We start from the raw sequence: 18655 nt of genomic DNA on the forward strand, positions 1-18655 counted from the left end.
ATACGCAGCCAAGTACGCCAATTTCTGTGCCGGCGTGAACGACCTGCGAGGGGTCGGGCCACCGGACCTGGGGCCAATATTACTCATGGACCCATTCTCCCGCGGCGGGGAAATTGTGGAGACAGACATTAGTGGTGATCCTGATTCTCGCCCTACGAATTAGACGAAGTTGCTATGAGGTGCTGGCCTTACCCAACCCTGACACGTAGGGATGCAGCCCCCAGGAAACGCCCGAAGTCCTCGTACATCCCGTTTGTGCGTGCCACCGTGATGTCGTTGTGGCAGCTGGATGCTTTCGAGTACCGACTCACCGGCGGACAAGTTGTCACCGTGTACCAGCTGCTCGATGACGCTTCGCGCTTCGATGTGGGCACGGCAGCGTATTCCCGTGCCGAGAACAGTGCCGATGCCAAGGACGTACTTGAACGAGCCATCATGGCTTATGGCGCACCCAGGGAGCTGCTTTCGGACAACTCCTCGGCGTTCAACCAGCTGCGGGCCGGCCGGATCGGTTCCGTCGAAATCTTCCTCGCCTCGAAAGGCACCATGCCCATCAGCGGCCTGCCGGGGAAACCCACCACACAGGGCAAGAACGAGCGCTCTCATCAAACCCTGCTGCGGTTCCTCGATGCGCACCGCCCCGCCAGCCTCGAGCAGCTCCAGGGCAGGATTGGCCGGTTTCGGGACCACTACAACAACCGCCGTCCGCACCAATCCCTGGACCATGCCACACCGCGCACAGCATGGGAATTACTCGAGCACACACCGGCAACGGAGCCGATTCCCTTGCCGGTCTTGGAAGCGAAAGCCTCGTATTACATGCAAGTCCGTACACGCCGTCAGGGAGACCTCGACAGGGCGGGCCTGACGATAACCAAGTCCGGGGCCATCCTCGCCGATGACAATGCCCAGGGCAGGGCCGCGGACCAGTCAATCGTGGAAGTCACCCGCGCGAACCGGCAAGTCTATTACCAGGGCTTCCACGTCTCCTTGCCCACGACCTACGCCGACCGCCTGTTCTACCGGACCATCACCGACGATGCCTTCATGCTCACCGACCCAGCCACCGGTGAGATCGTCTTCTCCTTCCCGCTGCCGATGGTTGCCCTGAATGTCCGCGGTCGCTACATTGCCTCATACTCCGTTCAAGGCGTGCAGGCGGAGTACGCGACGAAACAGTGGGACCGCAAACGAGAACACTACGAGGACCAATTTGCCAAACGCCTAGAAGAACAACCCGACGTGATGGCCACCCGATAACCACGTGCACAGCTGCCGGCGCCATGATGCTGGTAGCTGTGTACAAACTCTTGAGACCCGGCGTGCACGAAGAGGTGATATTCACTGTCCACGATGTAGCGAGGTTACACACCAACTACGTGGACCAGCAGTACCAACCGGGGCTATCCGCCAGTCGGCGTCATCCCAGGAGAAAATCCGGCTCGACTCCAAGAAATTCAGATACTCATGGGCCAGTCCGCCGAAGCAGTTCTGTGTCGACTGCGCGAGACCACGCTGCGCCATGTCCTGGGAGAACGAAGCCAGAAGCCCGGAGAATTCAGCACTATCAGGTTGCTTCCTGTGTTGCCCGCCGGGCCGCATGGACAGATCCACCGCCCCGGTGAGCACGAGCGAGTCGAACAACCACACCAACCGACCGTAATCGGTGTGCCGCTGTGCACTGTACCGCCCGGTGCGCGGGCTCATCGTCATGGAGGCAAACTCCGCCCCCAATCCGGTTGTATAAAGGCCATCTTGCTTCTCGGCCAGCACACCCAGCCACTTGATCGACTTGCGAACCTGCTCGATCGTGGAGTTCATGTAGCCGGCGTCTTCCAACGCTGCCACAACGGCATCTCCAAGTGCCGTAACTGTCGTATCCATTGTCTTGTCCTTCCATTGGGAGCATGGATACAAAACAGGCTAGAAGGAAACGTTAAGCCGAGGAACAGGCCAGAGAACCCCGAATCACAAGGGCAAGCACACCAGCCTCGGCATAACGATTTTTTGGCATAATCGCTGTTAAGCCGAATTCGGCTTAACAGCGACAGGGGCAGTCAATATACCTCCGGGGCGTTCCAGGGCTGGTGCGCCGGCAACAACGTCACACAGTCCATGGGCGAGGTCGGCGTCTGTTGGGACAATGCGGTCGCCGAGTCGTTCTTCTCCCACCTGAAAACCGAGATGTACCACCACCACGATTTCGCCAATCATATGGCGGCAAGGACCGCCGTGATGGAGTACATCGAGTCCTGGTACAACCGGCGCCGGCCCCATGCAAACAACCAGGGCCTGCCACCAGCGCGGGCCATGGCCGAATACCAAAATCAAACCGAACAAATAGCAGCGTAAGAAGAAAAATCAATCAAACTGTCTCACAAACTTGACGGGCGCACTGATTCTGTTTGAAGGTTGCATCGTGGGCCCTGCCCAGGGCGAGTGCGCATGCTTTGGTCTGTGACTCTGATCGGCCGACGGTTCGGTAAAGATCCATTGCCCATTCTAGCTCCGCTGCCGCTGCACGGTAGTGTCCTTCAGCTAGGAGGCGTCCTCCGATTTGTTCACGGACAAGTGCTTCTCGGGCCAGTATCCGAGCACCTTGCAGGGCTTCTTCTTGCAATTTTGCGGCTTCGTGCCAACGGTACTGCCGCTGATATATCTGTGCCAGGATGAGGAGGGGACGGAACCGGTTGGAGGCTACAGCGAGGATTGCTTCCCCTTCGTGGGCTGCCTCCTCCAACCGGCCGAGCATACCCAGAATCCATACCCGCTCTAAGGGATGTGCTGCCGGAAGCCGATCCCTGAAAATCTGGGGGTCATCGATGGCCTCGAGAAGACTTATCGAATCACTCCGCCATCCCTGATTGTATTCTGCCATCAACATCTCTCGTCCTCCGTATCCTTGACAGCGCCCGGTGTGATCGGTGCTTGTTCCTTGTCCCGCGGGACATGGCCCTGACTGATCGGCGCCGTGTATTCGGTATCGCTGTGGTGATTCGCGTCGAACGCCCCGCTCTGATTGACTTTCGGCTGTTGCGGCAAAATCGTGCTGTAGCAGGTCGGTTGGTCCTGCAAGGGAATCAACCGGTTGATTCAGAGATGTCCTACCGAGGTGCCAGGTGTCCTGCACCTCGTCTAGTTCAGATTCCCAAGAAGGCCGGCTCCGACCGCTCTCCGGCGTTATTCGGCCGTCGGGTCGGGGCGGGTCATCGACGGTCTGGTGGTCTGCGGTCAACAGGCTCTCTGACAGGGTTGGGTCTGCAGTAGTGCCGGCTTCCCTTTGGGTAGTGGAACGAGCAAAGGTGCACGGTCGACGCCTTCGGGCGTGGGATATGCCAATGACCGTGGCGGAAATATCCTCCAGTGTTGTGCACATCCAGGCGAGGGCTTGGCGATCCTTTTTTGGGACAGAACCACCAACCATGTCCTGGCCACGGACGTAGTAGGCAAGGCGATAGTTCAGATCGGCGATCACCGCCTGAATTTCAGCCAGCGGATTATTGTTCCGCTGACTTGCCAGGCTGTAGGTGCCGCTTTCCTCTGTCCATCGGTGGCGGGCCTGAGGGTCGGGGGCGCCCAGGGGACATGGTTCGGATTCGTGTTGGTCCGGCGTCCGGGTGCCTGGATGGCAGGGGAACCTGTCAAGAAATTCCGATACATCTGGCATAGTCTGTCCTCCTAACTTGTTGCTTGGCGGGCCACTTATCCGTGGCTCGAAGGCATGCACAGAGATGGACATGCCAGGTATTGAGGAAAATTAGCGGATAGCCAGACGCGCAAGACAACCCAGTACTAGGAACCGGACGGTCAATCAGACCCTGGCCGCCGTCCTAACAATTAGTACATCTTTTTAATTAGTTTTCTCATAACCAATACCACATAACTGATCACATATATAGAGGGCAGGTAATAATGGCATTCCAGACGCCATGATCTGAGGGTTAGTGCGGCGTGAGGTCGCGCCTGTTCTCGAAAACCTATAGGAGACTTTTGTCAATTTTCTGCGGCACGTCCTTGGTTGAATTTCTAGGTGAATCGATAGCCCGTGAATATGATTGCAGCTAGTATCCGGTTGGCAGCAGAGGGAACAGGAAGGGGACGATCTTCGCGGATCCGAGGATGGATATCATTGCACCCCCGAACATGGACGGTCCGAATGGGAACGTTGTGTGGCGTCGGCCCTGCCCCAATACAGCAACGATGAGGGCAACGATTGCCCCCAGGAGGAACCCCAGGAACCCGGTGACAAAGAGCGTGCCCCAGCTGATATAAGCGGAGTACATGCCCAGAACGGCGGCCAGTTTCACATCGCCCATGCCTAGCCCTGCCGGGGAAATCAGGGCCAAAAAAAGATACAGGGAAAACAGAATGAGGGCACCCAGTCCAGCTCTGGCAAGGTTCGGCCAGGAGTGGGCGGTTCCGCTGGCAAGGGTCAATAACCCGGCCCCTATCCAGAAGGCCGACCATACAATCCGGTTGGGCAGGAGCTTCGTTTTCAGGTCGATGCGGGACAAGATGGTCCCGCTGGCGGCCAGAAAGAGATAGCCCGGTAGTGTTTCCGTGAAGCCGAACCTCAGGGCCAGGGCCAGAAACAACACAATGCTCAGGAGGCTGGTCACCCACCTTGCCCGCCGCGATGGCCGGTACTTTATATGGGGGGTCCACCTCAGTGCTGTTTCTTCGCCGAACCATCCGGTGAATGCTCCTATCGCACAACAGGCGGCCATGAGCCATGGAAGATGATTTACCAAGCGTTTTCTTTCTTTCGTCGCTGGGGGACTTGCTGAACCCGTTGGATCATGCCAAGCGCCATCGTTTCACCCATGTCCCGGACGACACACGAATATCCCTGCCGTTGGTTGTCAGCGCAGCGGGAGAACCGCCATTGGGCGGTTTTGCGTGGACGGGGGCAGAACCACTGAAAAGGCCTTGATTCCCAGCGGTTTCGAGTTTGCTATTCGTTCCGGGTTTGCCGCGTGATGGATTGAGAGCTTGTGTGAACCGGACATGGGGCGGGAGCCGATTCTTTTCAGGTATCCGGGTCCAATCCGGATGACAGGACGCATTGGAAGGTAGGTACGTTTGAGATGGGGCCTGCATAGCTGGTCTCATGTGGCAATATGTCAGCCTGGAATGCGGCGGGCGATAGGGCCATTGCCGGAACGTGTTTGGCACGTGAGGATTGCGGCGTCCCGGCATCTCGGATCTGGTCGCCAGGATTTCGGCAGGAGTCGGCACGGAAACGGTTGCGTGCCCGGGGGGTGGTCCTTTTTGACACGTGAAACGGCGGGTGATGTGCAGTTTGCGCATGGTGGTCTTGGGCGGGGTTCTCTCGCCTTGGATGGAGGCTGAGTTCTCCGGTGTCGGGGAATCGGGGGCCATGATGGCGCTAGAGGAAGGTGCTGACGATTGTGATCACTGTCGGTCCGAGGACTGCGATGAACAGGACGGGAAGAATGAAGAGCATCAGGGGGAAGAGCACTTTTACCGGTATTTTCATGGCTTTTTCTTCCGCTCTTTGGCGTCGTTTCGTGCGCATCTCCTTCGCTTGGGCGCGTAGCACTGCACTGATGGAAATACCATACATATCTGCTTGAACGACGGCCCTGATAAATGCCCGAAGGTCGGGCACGGCGGTGCGTTCGGCCAGTAGTTGGTAGGCTTCCCGGCGAGACATGCCTACCCGCATGTCTTGCAGGGTTCGAACCAGCTCTTCGGCCAGCGGGCCTTTGCCGTTTTGTCCGGCACGGGACATTGACGCTTCGAATCCGAGGCCGGCTTCGACGGCGATGAGCATTTGATCCAGGGTGTCAGGCAGTTCCAGGCCGATGGCAGCTTGGCGTTCGATGCCGCGGCTGTAAAGTAGCAGGTCTGGAATGAAGTAGGCGACGACTACCAGGAGAATGACTAAGGCCAATAAGGGGCCGGACGGGCCGGCACTGAGGAGAAGAAGTCCCAGACTTGCTGCGATGACGGCGAGCAGTGGCTTGGCCACTACGAGGCGGGCGAGGGGCCAGGCCTGTGGTCTTCCGGCCAGGCCCAGCAGTTTATCGATCAGTCGACGGTTGGCGGGTAGAACCAGACGGTCGCCCAGAGCCATAAGGGAAGGCATGAGTGAATCCTGTGTTGGGTCGGCTACTTCCATTCCGCGGGAGAGGTTTTTGCGGATTTCGCTGCGTGATGCGGCGTCTGCCGGCATCAGGCACCAGATGGCGAACGGTAAAAAGCCGGTTGCCAAAATGATGGCGATGATTACCGTGGCGGGCATTTTTCTCCTTTTCAGGGGCGGTAACTGGCAGTACAGGTCCGGAGGGTCAGAAGCGCCGCCCAAGTTTCGGTCAGAATTTGAAGCTGACTACTTTTTTCATCCATAGTCCGCCGATGGTCAACATGACGATGCTGGCCCCGATCATGGCGAATCCGATTGGTGACTGTATGAACTTGGCGATGTAGGACGGGCTGGTGAGCGTGAGGATGCCAATGACGGCAAAGGGGATGGCGAAGAGTATATAGGCAGACATTTTGCCCTCGGCACTCAGCCCGGCTACTTGGCGCCGGATCTGGTTGCGTTCGCGGATAGTGTGGCCTACCTGGTCCAGGACACTGGCCAGGTCTCCGCCTACTTCGCGGTGGATGCCGATCGCCTGCGCCGCCCAGCCGAAGTCATCGCTGTGCATGCGTTCGGCTGATTGCTCGAGCGCTTCGTTGAGGTCACGGCCCAGGCGTGTCTCATTGACGATTCTGGCGAATTCCTCATTGGTGGGAGATTCCGCTTCATGGGAGACCGCGTCTATTGCGCGCAGTAGGCTGTGTCCTGCCCTGAGTCCGCCTGATAGGAGTTGGAGGGTGTCGTCCAGCTGGTTTGCGAATGCTGTCCGTCTTTTGGATTCTTTAAGGCCCAGCAGCAGCTTGGCCCCGAGAGGTACGAGCAGGGCTAGCAACAGACCCAATCCGATTCCACTGAGCAGGTAGCCAAATAACAGGACGGTAAGCATGCCGGAGAAGACCAGAATAAGGAATTCGGCCGGTGCCAGCTTTAGTCCTGCCCGTTCCAGCCCTGCGGCCAGGGCCCGGGACCAGCCCAGGCGCTGGAGGGCGGCTGAGATGATACCGGCAGCCGAGCCGGTCATCCTGCTTAGTCCGCTCTCGGAGGTTGCGTCTGCCGGGCGCCGCCTCTCGACGGGGAGAGATCCCTCACCGGGCTTGAAGACTCCGAAGATAACCACGGCAGCTGCAAGAAACAGCAAAACGACAGCACCAAAAAGCATCAGCGTGACCGGCTTTCCTGCATGGCGAATACCTGGGGGGAGATATTGATCCCAAAATCGGCGAACCGGTCAGTGAACCTTGGACGCACCCCGGTGAATACCGTTTTGCCGAGTATTCGTCCTGAACTGTCGACCCCGGCCGAGTGGTCGAAAACGAATACATCCTGCAGCGTCACAATGTCTCCTTCCATCCCCTGCACCTCAGTTATGTGGGTTATTCGGCGGCTGCCGTCACGCATTCTCGTCAGCTGAACAATCAGGTTGACCGCCGAAGCGATTTGCTCGCGGATGGCCCTCAGGGGAAGGTCCATTCCGGCCATGAGTACCAAGGTTTCCATCCGGGCGATCGCATCCCGCGGAGAGTTGGAGTGGACGGTGGAAAGGGATCCATCGTGACCGGTGTTCATGGCCTGCAACATGTCAAGGGCTTCCCCGCCACGGCACTCACCGACAACGATCCGGTCCGGTCGCATGCGAAGGGAATTTCTGAGCAGGTCTCGGATGGTTATTTCGCCTTTCCCTTCGATATTGGACGGGCGGCTTTCCAACCGCACGACATGTTGCTGCTGAAGTTGGAGCTCAACTGCGTCCTCGATGGTGATGATTCGTTCGCCGGTCGGGATGAAGGAGGAGAGGACATTAAGCAGTGTTGTTTTGCCTGTCCCGGTTCCTCCGGAGACGATGATGTTCAGGTGCGCCCGTACGCAGGCATCGAGCAGTTCAGCCATTTCGTGGGACATGGATCCGTAAGAGATCAGGTCTTGAACTTTAAGCGGGTCGGCTGCGAACTTTCGAATAGTCAACGATGACCCGTTCACCGCAAGCGGAGGGATTACCGCGTTGACTCGGGATCCATCGTCCAGGCGGGCATCCACGAGCGGAGAGGATTCATCGATGCGCCGACCGACGCGGGACACGATCTTCTCGATAACCCGCCGCAGCTGCTCTTCGGACCGGAACCGTGAAGCCGTAAGCGTGAGCAGCCCGTTGCGTTCGACAAAGACTTGGTCGGGGCCATTGACCATGATTTCCGTAAGGTTGGGATCGTCCAACAACGGCTGCAGTGGACCGTACCCGAGCACATCGTCGCTGATCTGCCTCACGAGCCGTTGACGCTCTGTGCTGCTCAAGGGGAGCTGTTCAGCTTCGACGATCTCAGCCAGGGCATCCCGGGCAAAGGTCACGAGGTCGTCCTCGGCCAAGTTCGGATCGTTTAGACGGCTGCCCAGTCGTTCGAACAGGGCGGCCCCGACCCGTGCTTTCAATGTTAGCAAGGCGTCCAGGGGGGACGACGCCTCAGGCGGGGGTGCTGCGGGCGCCGAAGCTGGGACGGGCCGGGGAGCACTGGTGGGCTCGCCCACGCCGAGCGCGGCAAGTCGTTCGGTAAGGGTCATGCCAATTCCGCTCGTTTGTGCATGCCTTTGCGGGGCTTCGAGTCAGGACGGAAACTATCGCCGAGCCGGTTGAGGGCTTTGACGGCCGGCCCGCGGGAGCTGTAGTGCAGCAGCGGGACGCCTTTGTTTGTGGAAAAGGCGATCTCCTTCGCCCGGGGAACGATGGATTCCACAGGTCCTCGGAGGGTTGCTTCGATGTCCCGGATCGAGAGGGGGCTGGACCGTTCTGCCATATTCACGACAACCTTTCGGCGATGCGGGGCAACCAGACCGAGTTGGTCAAAGACGTCAAGTTCCTTACGCAGGCCGCGGACGCTGGGAACATCCATGGTGCACACCATCACCGCATCGGTAGCGTGTTCCAGGGCAGCGAGGGCCTGTTCTCCCAGGCCGGGCGCGGTGTCGATCACCACGTAGCGGAACTCTCCGGCAAGTTGTTCAATCAGATGCACGACGTCCTGGCCGGTGATCCGGTCCGCGTGGGCGGGAAGCTTCGGGGCGCACAAGACGTAGATCGAACTGTCATGCACGCTCAGAAAAGCTTTCAGGACCATGGGATCCTGCTTTGCCGCCCCCGTCACCGCGTCCAGAAGTGTATGTTCAGGATCTAGTTGAAGGGCAATGGATACGTCACCGAATTGTGCGTCCAGGTCCACAAGTACAGTGGACATCGGAGCGATGCGGCCCAAGGCAACCGCGATGTTTGTAGCCAGCGTGGTTTTGCCGACACCGCCCTTGGAAGACGCGACTACGATGGTGCGTCCAGCGTCGGCGGGCTTTGGGGAAGACGCGTCCAGGGCGCGGTGCCGGGTCGCAGCCGACCGGCCAGCCCTCTCGAGCAGGACACGTATCGTTCTCTCCTCAGCTTCCGGATCCAGGATGTCGCGGATCCCCAACCGCATGGCAGCCAATGCAAGGTCCTGGTCGGGGACGGCGACAAGGACAACGCTGACCGTGGGACGTTGGACGTCGAAGACCGCAGCAAGGTGCAGCGCATCCTCGGGCGCGACGCCCGGACCCAACAGGATGACCTCGGTACTTTCCTCCCCTTCGCCGGAAAGCAGGTCCTGCGGCGTTTCGGGAATGGCAACATCGGCTAACGTTTGCAGTTCACCGGCGAGGCCCCCGGAAATTGCCTTCCGAACGCGTTGTTCGAAATCGTGGTTGTCTGTGATCAGGATAAACCGGCTCAATGGAACACATTGCCTTGGGTTACATTGCCCGTGCCGGTTTCATCTGCGCTGGGCGGTTCCTTGGAGAGCCAGATGGATCCGTACTGGGCCGAGTAAACAACCTTTGTGGCGTCTGCTGTGGATAGAGCAAATGTAACAAGTTCACTGCCGGTGGGGGCGCCGGCGGCGGTGGAGCCCGGTTTGCCGGTGTCGGCTGGGGCGCCCTGGACCGCCGTTACAAGGACCTTGTGGAAGACAAGGCGTGTCATGGCCGGTCCGCTTGCCGATGCTGGGAACGAAACGAAAATCCCGACGGTGTCCCCGGCGGCAATCCGTCCGCCGGCCACCCGGTCAGGGCTAAGTTGCACGCTGACTTCCTGCATGCCCCTGGGTACCGCGACGGTGCCGGCAGCCTGCAGGGAAGCCGGGCTGACAAGGCGGGAGCGCAGCAGTTGTTCTCCTGGCACCAGGTTGACGGCTGTGACCAAGTCCGTGGTGGCATCTAGAGCGCTCATCGCTCCATCGGCCACCGCTGCGTCCGGAATGGATTGGACTCGCAGGGATCCCACAAGCACTTTCACGGACGTTCCGGCCGCAATCGGCTTGTCAACGACAAGCACTTTACGGGTGACGGCTCCGGCATAGGCGCGCTGGTCGGCGCCCTGGACATAGGAGGCAATCAGGCCGGCACCGATTATGGCGAGGACAAGGGCGGCCAGGATACTAAGCAGTCGGACTTTCACTGTTCTCTATTTCGTCAAGGTAACCACGGCGGCGCCGAGGTTCGGCCCCCCTGTGGTGAAGCTGGTATCGAGCGACACGAAGCTAATGAACTGGCCGATGAGTCCTTTGCACGTGTTCTGGCAGGTGGCTCCGGGGTAGGTGTTGTTGTTGTAGTTTGTGGTGGGCCCGGTGAAGTTCCAGCCCAGCACCTTGAAAGCCGCCCAACCCTGGATGACATACCAGCCACCGGAACCCGTCCCGCCAATATCACTGTAGACAGGCAACAGGACGGTCTTGTTTGCCAGATTGGAAAGCGCGGCCGCGCACGGTGCGGAGATGCTCACACCGGTGTTGCCGCTCACGGCGGCATTGCTGCTGATGCTCACATTGGCGTTGCACGTCCCGGCCGGATCGTTGAGCCAGCCGAAACCGCCCGGCAGGACCTGTCCGGAGGGGCTGGTGCTCGAGCACGAACTTCCACCGCTGCCGCTGAGGCTAATAACTTGAATGGCCCCATTGAGTTTGAAGACGCACGGGGCGAATGCCAAGGCCAACTTGTCCGGCCCGCTGGCGGGATAACCCCAGCCGGCGGTCGCATCCGCCGCCACGGTCTTGGTCTTGGTACCAAGGACCGGGGCGAAGGAAAGCGCCAAGGAACCGGCACCCGTGGATGCGTCCTTCGTCGTCGTCATGACGTGCACACTATTTGACGACGGGAAATCGACGGCACCGATATTGCTGGCACCATCATTGGCATTGACGTTGGCCAGGCTTTGAGCGATGGCATTGACGTCTCCGCAAGATCCGGCCGCACAGCTCTGGGCAATGGCAATGGCGGCCGCATCAGCACCGTTTTGAAGCTGTGCGCGTTCGGAATACATTGCCCCGACATCGATGCTGAAGGCCACCGCACCCAGCAAGGCAACCATACACAGGGCGACGATAACAGCGACAGCCCCATGCTCGTTCCGGAGCCCCGGTGCAATTAACCGCCGCATCGCATGGCCGCCTTGCCAGTCATTGTGTAACCGGTGCCGAAGAACCCGGTAAGAAATTGGAACGGGTATTGGATGTTGACAGTGGCCGTGGACCCGCCGGTGCACGTCGCGGTCCCGTTGGAGACAGTGATGGTGATTTCCGAGTCTGTAATGGCCGGTGCCAGCGTCGATGAGACCGTTTCAACAGCTGCTTTTGCCGCGCCGGGACTGTTTTGGATCACCATGGTCCGTACACCTTCGCGCGCAGCATTCGTGACGGTGATCTGCGCGTTGTACGCCAGCCCGAATTCCAATATTCCAAGTATGAGCATGATAAGAATCGGCAACAGGAGAGCAAATTCCACTGCGGCCGCGCCGTCTTCAGACCGAGTGCGAGACATCCGATCCCTCCTGGACGTAACGGGGGGCGGGCAGCCCCCAGTCTGGGCCCGCCCGCCCCACACGTTGCTTCGGCTTAGCCGGCCGGGATGGCGGCAGTGACGTTCGTGAACAGAGTCGCGAGCTTGGGGCCCAGGAGCACCAGTGCGGCCACGATCGCAACGGCGATAAGACCAACGAGCAGGCCGTATTCAACAGCGGTGGCGCCCGACTCCTCACGGTTGAGGCGGCGCTTGGTCGCAGTCAGGAAGGACTGAAGGGTGAGAAAAAGAGGCAACATAACATTCCTATTCACTGAGCTAAAGGGGAGACCTGCCGCCCCATGCAGTAGCAGCTATAACTTGGGCGACAACCTAAGACTAGGTAGGTTTACCAAGAAGGTCAAGAGACTTGGATCTCAAGTTAACCACTGGTTTCGCTGCGAATGGCGTCGCCCAGCCGGCCATACTCTCTAGCCCAACGGAATGTTGCGTGGTTTACTTGTTGCACAGGCCTAGAGTCGGTAAATTTCGAGGAACCGACACTGTAGGATCATGGACGATGCCGATCTGACCGGCAAATACTCAAGTATGATGATTGCTAAGTAGCTTGGAATGCGAGTTGATTATCGAAGGAGTGACACGCGTATTGGATGAAGTAACCAGCGCAGGGGCAAGGGATGGGATGAAGTCCCTGGCAAAGGAGCTGCATGCCCTGGCTACCAACGGACAACGCCTGAGGGCTGAACGGGGCCGGGAACTTGGCTTGGGTAACAGCGACCTGACCGCATTGGACCTTTTGTACAGTGAGGGATCCATGGCGCCAAAGGAACTTCGGATCCTGATGGGTGTAACGTCCGGGACCATGACGGGGCTGTTGGACCGCGTGGAAAAGAATGGATTTCTCAAGCGCGACCCAAATCCCGAAGACCGCCGGGGCCTGCTGATTTCCCTCACTCCCGCTGGCCTGCATGCCATGGAATGGCTGTACGAGAAGTTCGAGGATGCGGTGCTTGACGTAGTATCGCGCCTGGCAGAACAAGGCGTCGAAAGATCAGAAAAGTTCCTTGCCGAACTTAACCATTCGCTCGAAGCCGCAATCCTGGCAGCACAGTCACCAGAGAGCCAAGCCGAGAAGAACCCCAGGACTACTGCGGACCAGCAGAACCGAGGGACAGTGAATTATCGCAAAAGCCCTCCACCGAACCAAACGTGGACCACCTGGTTCAGTTTTGCCCGCCGAAACGACCCGGGATTATTATCTGACCCTGAAACAATGCCTAACAGCACGCTACCTCACAGGTTACCGATGACGTGATCACCACCGAAGAACGGTTCCCGCCGGAAACGGCCCCAGCACCAGCGGACGACCAAGACCGGCAGCCTATGCACTGTTTCAGCACAGGAGGTGGCACGGGCACGCACCCATGCCGCTGCCATGGGGGAAGCTCAGCCTGGAACTGTACTGCTCCCTCCGGTCATCAAGGGCAGTTCATGGCCACAGAACAAATCTGGCCCCATCAACGCGGAGGGCTGTCGGGCGGCTCCACCACCCCAATTATCATTAAATTGTACTCAAGGCATTCCATGAAAACCGTTATATCAGCCCTGCACCTGCCCGGCTTGTCTCCTTCTTCCGGAGCTATCGGCGGTCCCAGAAATGTCGAAGCCTCCCCGCGGAATCACATGGGACGCCGGTTCCCTAAAAATCCGGATGACGGGTGCTTTCCAGCGCGTATGCTGTACCGCTTCGGTGTCCGGGTCTTTTAGCCCAACGCGTCGGGTATCCCATCAACAAGGAGGCAGGACGAAGCCACAGTGCCGTCTCCGGCGCCAACGCCTTCGCCGCTGCTCCCGGGCATTTGACCCCGGAACAGATGAACCGTGCGAGCCCTCGAACGGAAATCCCGCGGAGCACTGCCGAAAAACTATTCTCACGGACAACACTGCTGACCACGAGCGTCCCCACAATGTCAAGAATCAGCCCCCGTTCATCCGATCGGAACTTTGCCCCGCGAGGCGATACAGGCAACGCCCACGCCCAATAGCCCCACGCTTCGGCATCGTTCTGCCGCGGCGCGGTTGTTTCACCACCCATCCGGTATTTTCAGACACAGGAGAAAAATATGCGTAGTATCACCAAGTTCTCAGCCGTCCTGGCCGTTGCGGCAATCGCCGTTGCCACCGGGCTTTCCCCCGCCTCAGCAGACACGATCAACTCCACGGTTTCCGGGGGTTCACTCACTGTGACCACCGCCGCACCGACACTGTCCGCCGTGACGCTCAACGGTAGCAACACCCAGACTTCCACCGGCACGTCCGCGCCGTGGACCATCACTGATGCCCGCGGCACTGGGGCCGCTTGGACCGTATCGGCCAGCACCACTGTTTTCACCAGTGCAGCAGGCACGGCTGAGACGGTCGCCCGGACTATCCCGGCCACGGCACTGACCGTCACACCCGGTACGATCACCGCTGGCAGCGGAGCTGACTCGGCCGCCAGCATCACCGCTCCGGTGTTGGCACTGTCCACCACCAACCAGGCCCTGATCTCTGCAACCGGACCCAATAAGGGAACCTACAATGTGTCCCCCTCGTTTAGTATCGCGATTCCGGCCAACGCCTTCCGCTCCAACTACTCCGGCGTAGTCGGCTCCTCGGCCCTGAACCCCTACACGGCCACCATGACGTACACCATCGGCTGACATCACCCATGAAAGACGGATCGCCCGGCACCTGCAAAGACTGCCGGACGATCCGCCATTCTAGGCAGGCGCCCATCTACCGTGGAGCGGTTGACGGCGTCGTCTCTGAACCCGCTGCGACCCGGTGACAGCCCTCCACGGCTGCGCCTTCTTCAAGGACTGAATATTTTTTGACCACCATGCCCAGGCGATCCCCAATGCCGCGCCCGGCCCTGCGGAGCCTGCTGACCCTAATGCTGCTCATCCTTGCCGTTTTCTCCGCCACCGTACCGGCAGCGGCTGTGGACAATGGAGCGTTGGGTATCCGTCCCTCGACTGAATCGGATTTCTTCCACCTGGCGCTCTTCCCCGGGGCCGCCGCCGACGCTACCGCGGTCGTTTCCAACCACACCGCGCAACCGGTCACGCTACTCACATACCCGGTGGACGGCCAAACAACCCCGCAGGGCAGCTTCGCATTTGCCTCCCGGTCAGACCCGCGCAAAGGTATCGGCGCATGGGTACAGCTTAAAAACGGCCAGGTCACCATTCCTGCCAACACCGATTCGAAAGTTCCTTTCCGGCTCACAGTCCCTCCCGGCACCCCGCCCGGTGACTACTCCGGCGGGTTGATCATTCAGGCACCAATGGTTCAGGGAAAGACAACCACCCTCGAAGGCGGCACGGCCGTCCGCCTCAACATCGTCCAACGCCAAGGCGTGCGCATCTACCTGAAAGTCGCGGGCACCGCCATAAAATCCATGAGTCACGGTAAGTTGGCCTGGACTCATAATGACGGAAACCTGAATTTCACCCTGCCCGTCACCAACACAGGCAACACCATCCTTCACCCCCGCGCCGACCTCAGCCTTACGGGTTGGCCCGAATCCGGCACCCGCCTACGATTCGACGCCCCGGAGAACCTGCTCCCCGGCGCCAGCATCAATCTGCATTCCCGCCTTCAGCATGCGCCAGTGGCCATGACGGGACACGCAGAAGCAGCCATTACCTCCGAGGCCGGCACCGGCCTCGCATCGACAAACATTCTCTACGCCCCCTGGCTCCTCCTTGCCATAGCCATTATCCTGATCGCAGCCACCGTCTACGCCATCTGGCGCGGTGTGAAGTTCATACGACGCGCACGGGCAGCCCTCGCCCAAGTCGGCTCTTCCGCCACCGCCACTGGCAGCCACAAACGCACTGCGCACCCGAATGAACCCGGCGTGCCCTAGGGCACGACTCATAGCCCGGCGTACGTGGTCTGCTCACCTAATTCACCCGGCCTTACGACTGCTCGTTCAAGGGCTGGCGGCGACGACTTGACGGATCCCCAATTCGTACCGGGCAGGGGTTCCCTGGCAGGCTGTGCCACCGTATTCAGGACATGAGACTCGGCGTGGAGCTGTCACCGGGACTGCGTTGAAGGCGGCAGTTCTTCTTCGAGTTTAAGAATCAATAGTCGAATATTTTACGTGCGTACCAGAGTCTTGCGGATATATCGTTCGCGTTCATGGTTCTTTCCTTTGATTTAGTGTCAATTTTTGGTTTCATGCCTGTCATCAGCCTGCCGTCGCCAACTAATAGCGGTCACGTCCCTCCCGAAGAAACCATCCGGTCCTGGGTTTATCGGCATGGAAGGTGACCACCCTCCACGAACCCTTGCGACGCGTGACACCGTGGCCCAAGTCCGGTCCGTTTTAAGGTCGGGGCGGGTGAGGCGTGGTGGGACGGGCGCCGGCGGGGGTGTGGGTGGGTTGCGGAGGCACAGCTACGGGTTGGCGGGGGAGGGTCGAGCCGGTGCCCGGTTGTGTGGGTTGGACCGGGCCCGCCGGCTGGGGTATGACCGCTGCCGGTGGCGCTGGGTGTCTGGTGGACAGGGATCTGTTGGAGCCAATGTTGGGTTGAGGGCTTGGCGTGCTTTTGTGCTGTTGCGGTTCGGAGGCCGCCGGCGGTGTCGCGGCCGGTCCGCTGGGTACGGTGTTACCGGAAAGAGTCGGCTGTACGGGCGCCGGGATGGCAGATCCTGGGGTGTAGACGGGTGGCGGGCTGCTTGGTGGCCGTTCGTTCGGGGCGGATGTGAGGGTGTTGACGAGGGTGGTCACGGTTTTTTTGATAGTTTCGCGGAAATCGGGGTTGGCAGCGGCCGCAGCTGCGCTGGCTCCTAGTGAGAGGGAGAGCGCGGTGGCCGCGATGACCAGCCGGGTGTGTCGTTTACTGCGGTAAGCTTCCAGGCTTGAGACGGTATCCATGTCCATTGTTTGGGCTTTGCGCGGGGTTATTAGCAGCGCGGCGAGCTCACCGTGGGGGGTTGGCTGCGGGCCGTGTGCGAGAGCGCGGACGTGCATCAGGGCCGGTGTGAGCAGTTCTGCGTCTTCGGAGTTGTTCATTCCGGTTGTGGCCAGCAGGTTCTCGACGATCTGCTTGTCGTGGAGGTCTTCGGGGCTATGGAAATTACTGGTGTTCACAATCTACCTTGGCCTTTTGGTACCTGTTGGGATTCTTTCAAGCGGGCCAGCGCGCGGCGCTGGAGTTGCTTGATGGCTCCCGGGGATTTCTTCATGATCCGGGCCGTGTTCTCCAGTGACAGTTCGGCGATGATGCGCAGCGCGAGAACGTCGCGGTAGTCTTCGGGCAGGTTTTCCAGCAGTGCGTGGCCACCCCTCATGTTATCGAGCACCTGGTCTTCAGCCGATGGCGTAAGGCGGCAATCCTGGGAGGGGTCGTATTCGATGGAGATCGGTGTCCGGGCCCGCCTGCGGTGGGAATCAACGGCGCGGGCGTGCGCGATCGTGAAAATGAGGGTCCGCAGTCCGGCCGGTCCGCCCCGGAGGTCACTGAGCCGCGGATAGAGAGCGAGGAATACGTCCTGGGTCACCGCCTCGGGATCTTCTACTCCTCGGGTTCGTAAATAAGCACAGACCCCCGGTGAGTACTCCCGGAAGGCGTCATTGAAGACCGAAGCGTTCCCTGTCACCGATGCCTTCAAAGATCACCCCTGATAGCCACATTATCCGATCATGGAGACCAAGCTGCTGAGCAGTCCTCACCGTGGCTTCGCGTGCTGCTGCCGTCCGGAAAAATCCCTCAGATCATTTCCCGGATGGCAGCAGGCCAGCTGGCTGGTACTAACGCCGCCCGGTAACGGGTTTGTGGGCGGGGCCGGTGGCAGCCTGCTGCGGCACGGCGGGTTTGTGGGCAGTGGCAGCCTGCTGCGGGACGGCGGGTTTGTGGGCAGTGGCAGCCTGCTGCGGGACGGCGGGTTTGTGGGCAGTGGCAGCAGCGGTGCCGGTTTCAGCCGGGCGGTGGCTTGCGGACTTGCCCGGTGAGGGGACCGTGGCGCAGTAGGTGGTGATGTCCGTTGTGCCGCTGGCTGCGGCGGCCAGGGATTTGTAGGCGGTGGAGGAAGTGTCGAGGCCGCCGTGGGTGAAGGACTGGCAGAGGCCGTAAGCTGCCGGTCCCGTCGCGTCCGGGCCGGCCGGTAGGGCCGACGGGCTTTCCGTGGCAGTTGCTTCCTCTGTAGCGCCGGCAGTTGCCTTCTCTGTGGCTTCGGTAGCGGCCGTGGCTTCGGTGGTGGTTGTGGCGGTGGAAGCTGCCAGGGCGGTGGAAGGAACCGGTGCGGGGGCGCCGAGGATGGTGTGGGCGCTTTGCTGCAGTGGTGTGGGCAGGGTTCCCGTGTATGCGGCGGCAGCGGTTCCGCCGACGGCCAGGGTTCCGGCGGCCAGTGCGGCTGCTGCGATTTTGCTGGTGATCAGCGCGGTGAAGAATGACATGAGACCTCCAAGGCCAAGAAAGTGGTAGCCGTGACCGGCTGAGAGCCCCAGCCCTCCAGTTATGTAATCGCCGGGGGGAGTGGAAAAGTTACGCCCGCCGGACAAAAATTTTCAGTCGGCCTGCGTTTGTCCGGGTATGACGGTTGCGACGTGTTGTTCAACTCTTTGACGGCGGGGGTGTTTGAAAAATCGGAAGGGTGCCACGCTAGTGGTCATCAAGTGCCGGGAGCCCATGGCGGTGTCGATACTCCCCCCTGCGGGGGTGGGCTGGGGGCTGCCGCCGGTGTCAT

16 protein-coding genes and 1 pseudogene are annotated in these 18655 nt (G+C 60.0%); 5 read left to right on the plus strand and 12 right to left on the minus strand.

Annotation, left to right across the window (positions count from 1 at the left end; all coding sequences use genetic code 11):
- Nucleotides 1-255: 255 nt before the first annotated feature.
- Nucleotides 256-1260, plus strand: coding sequence for an integrase core domain-containing protein (locus tag G6N77_RS15415; RefSeq protein WP_165183064.1), 1005 nt, complete (start codon nucleotides 256-258; stop codon nucleotides 1258-1260).
- 81 nt (nucleotides 1261-1341) lie between these two features.
- Here G6N77_RS15415 and G6N77_RS15420 read toward each other — a convergent pair whose 3' ends face one another.
- Nucleotides 1342-1884 carry a hypothetical protein gene (locus tag G6N77_RS15420; RefSeq protein WP_205678328.1) on the minus strand — a complete coding sequence of 181 codons (543 nt, stop codon included), beginning with the start codon at nucleotides 1882-1884 and terminating at the stop codon, nucleotides 1342-1344.
- Between the two features lie 156 nt (nucleotides 1885-2040).
- Here G6N77_RS15420 and G6N77_RS15425 point away from each other — a divergent pair.
- Nucleotides 2041-2352 (plus strand): annotated as a pseudogene (locus G6N77_RS15425) (integrase core domain-containing protein); the annotation flags it as partial.
- A 1709-nt stretch (nucleotides 2353-4061) separates the two neighbouring features.
- Here the strand turns inward: G6N77_RS15425 and G6N77_RS15430 are convergent.
- The 9 genes from G6N77_RS15430 to G6N77_RS15470 form a co-directional block, all read right to left on the minus strand.
- Nucleotides 4062-4751 carry a prepilin peptidase gene (locus G6N77_RS15430; protein WP_165183065.1) on the minus strand — a complete coding sequence of 230 codons (690 nt, stop codon included), beginning with the start codon at nucleotides 4749-4751 and terminating at the stop codon, nucleotides 4062-4064.
- Nucleotides 4752-5389: 638 nt separating this feature from the next.
- A complete protein-coding gene (locus G6N77_RS15435) occupies nucleotides 5390-6268 on the minus strand; it encodes a type II secretion system F family protein (protein WP_165183066.1) in 879 nt (292 codons plus the stop codon).
- Between the two features lie 70 nt (nucleotides 6269-6338).
- Nucleotides 6339-7130, minus strand: coding sequence for a type II secretion system F family protein (locus tag G6N77_RS15440; protein ID WP_240902275.1), 792 nt, complete (start codon nucleotides 7128-7130; stop codon nucleotides 6339-6341).
- Between the two features lie 137 nt (nucleotides 7131-7267).
- The gene (locus G6N77_RS15445) at nucleotides 7268-8662 is read right to left on the minus strand and encodes a TadA family conjugal transfer-associated ATPase (RefSeq protein WP_165183068.1); all 1395 of its coding nucleotides are present in this window, start codon (nucleotides 8660-8662) and stop codon (nucleotides 7268-7270) included.
- Nucleotides 8659-9855 carry a CpaE/TadZ family protein gene (locus G6N77_RS15450; protein WP_165183069.1) on the minus strand — a complete coding sequence of 399 codons (1197 nt, stop codon included), beginning with the start codon at nucleotides 9853-9855 and terminating at the stop codon, nucleotides 8659-8661. The genes G6N77_RS15445 and G6N77_RS15450 overlap by 4 nt, the downstream gene beginning before the upstream one ends.
- The gene (cpaB, locus tag G6N77_RS15455) at nucleotides 9852-10577 is read right to left on the minus strand and encodes a Flp pilus assembly protein CpaB (protein WP_165183070.1); all 726 of its coding nucleotides are present in this window, start codon (nucleotides 10575-10577) and stop codon (nucleotides 9852-9854) included. Before cpaB ends, G6N77_RS15450 begins: the two co-directional genes overlap by 4 nt.
- A 6-nt stretch (nucleotides 10578-10583) precedes the next feature.
- Nucleotides 10584-11555 carry a TadE/TadG family type IV pilus assembly protein gene (locus G6N77_RS15460; RefSeq protein WP_165183071.1) on the minus strand — a complete coding sequence of 324 codons (972 nt, stop codon included), beginning with the start codon at nucleotides 11553-11555 and terminating at the stop codon, nucleotides 10584-10586.
- On the minus strand, nucleotides 11543-11899 hold the full coding sequence (locus G6N77_RS15465; RefSeq protein ID WP_306987303.1) for a TadE/TadG family type IV pilus assembly protein: 357 nt from the start codon (nucleotides 11897-11899) through the stop codon (nucleotides 11543-11545). Before G6N77_RS15465 ends, G6N77_RS15460 begins: the two co-directional genes overlap by 13 nt.
- A gap of 110 nt (nucleotides 11900-12009) precedes the next feature.
- Complete coding sequence (locus tag G6N77_RS15470; RefSeq protein WP_165183073.1) at nucleotides 12010-12213, minus strand: Flp family type IVb pilin; 204 nt, start codon at nucleotides 12211-12213, stop codon at nucleotides 12010-12012.
- A 347-nt stretch (nucleotides 12214-12560) separates the two neighbouring features.
- On the opposite strand from G6N77_RS15470, the gene G6N77_RS15475 reads away from it, so the two are divergent.
- The 3 genes from G6N77_RS15475 to G6N77_RS15485 all read left to right on the plus strand — a co-directional run bounded on the left by G6N77_RS15475 (nucleotide 12561) and on the right by G6N77_RS15485 (nucleotide 15827).
- A complete protein-coding gene (locus G6N77_RS15475) occupies nucleotides 12561-13229 on the plus strand; it encodes a MarR family winged helix-turn-helix transcriptional regulator (RefSeq protein WP_165183074.1) in 669 nt (222 codons plus the stop codon).
- A gap of 808 nt (nucleotides 13230-14037) precedes the next feature.
- Nucleotides 14038-14616, plus strand: a complete 579-nt coding sequence (locus G6N77_RS15480) for a WxL domain-containing protein (RefSeq protein ID WP_165183075.1) — start codon at nucleotides 14038-14040, stop codon at nucleotides 14614-14616.
- Nucleotides 14617-14849: 233 nt separating this feature from the next.
- Complete coding sequence (locus G6N77_RS15485) at nucleotides 14850-15827, plus strand: WxL protein peptidoglycan domain-containing protein (protein WP_165183076.1); 978 nt, start codon at nucleotides 14850-14852, stop codon at nucleotides 15825-15827.
- 1229 nt (nucleotides 15828-17056) lie between these two features.
- Here the strand turns inward: G6N77_RS15485 and G6N77_RS15490 are convergent.
- Together G6N77_RS15490 and G6N77_RS15495 are read right to left on the minus strand one after the other, a co-directional pair.
- Nucleotides 17057-17581 (minus strand): RNA polymerase sigma factor, encoded by a 525-nt coding sequence (locus G6N77_RS15490; protein ID WP_165183077.1) that lies wholly within the window; start codon nucleotides 17579-17581, stop codon nucleotides 17057-17059.
- Between the two features lie 139 nt (nucleotides 17582-17720).
- Complete coding sequence (locus tag G6N77_RS15495; RefSeq protein ID WP_165183078.1) at nucleotides 17721-18365, minus strand: protein tyrosine phosphatase; 645 nt, start codon at nucleotides 18363-18365, stop codon at nucleotides 17721-17723.
- Nucleotides 18366-18655: the final 290 nt, after the last annotated feature.

Source organism: Arthrobacter silviterrae (genome assembly GCF_011045165.1).
Lineage (GTDB): Bacteria > Actinomycetota > Actinomycetes > Actinomycetales > Micrococcaceae > Specibacter > Specibacter silviterrae.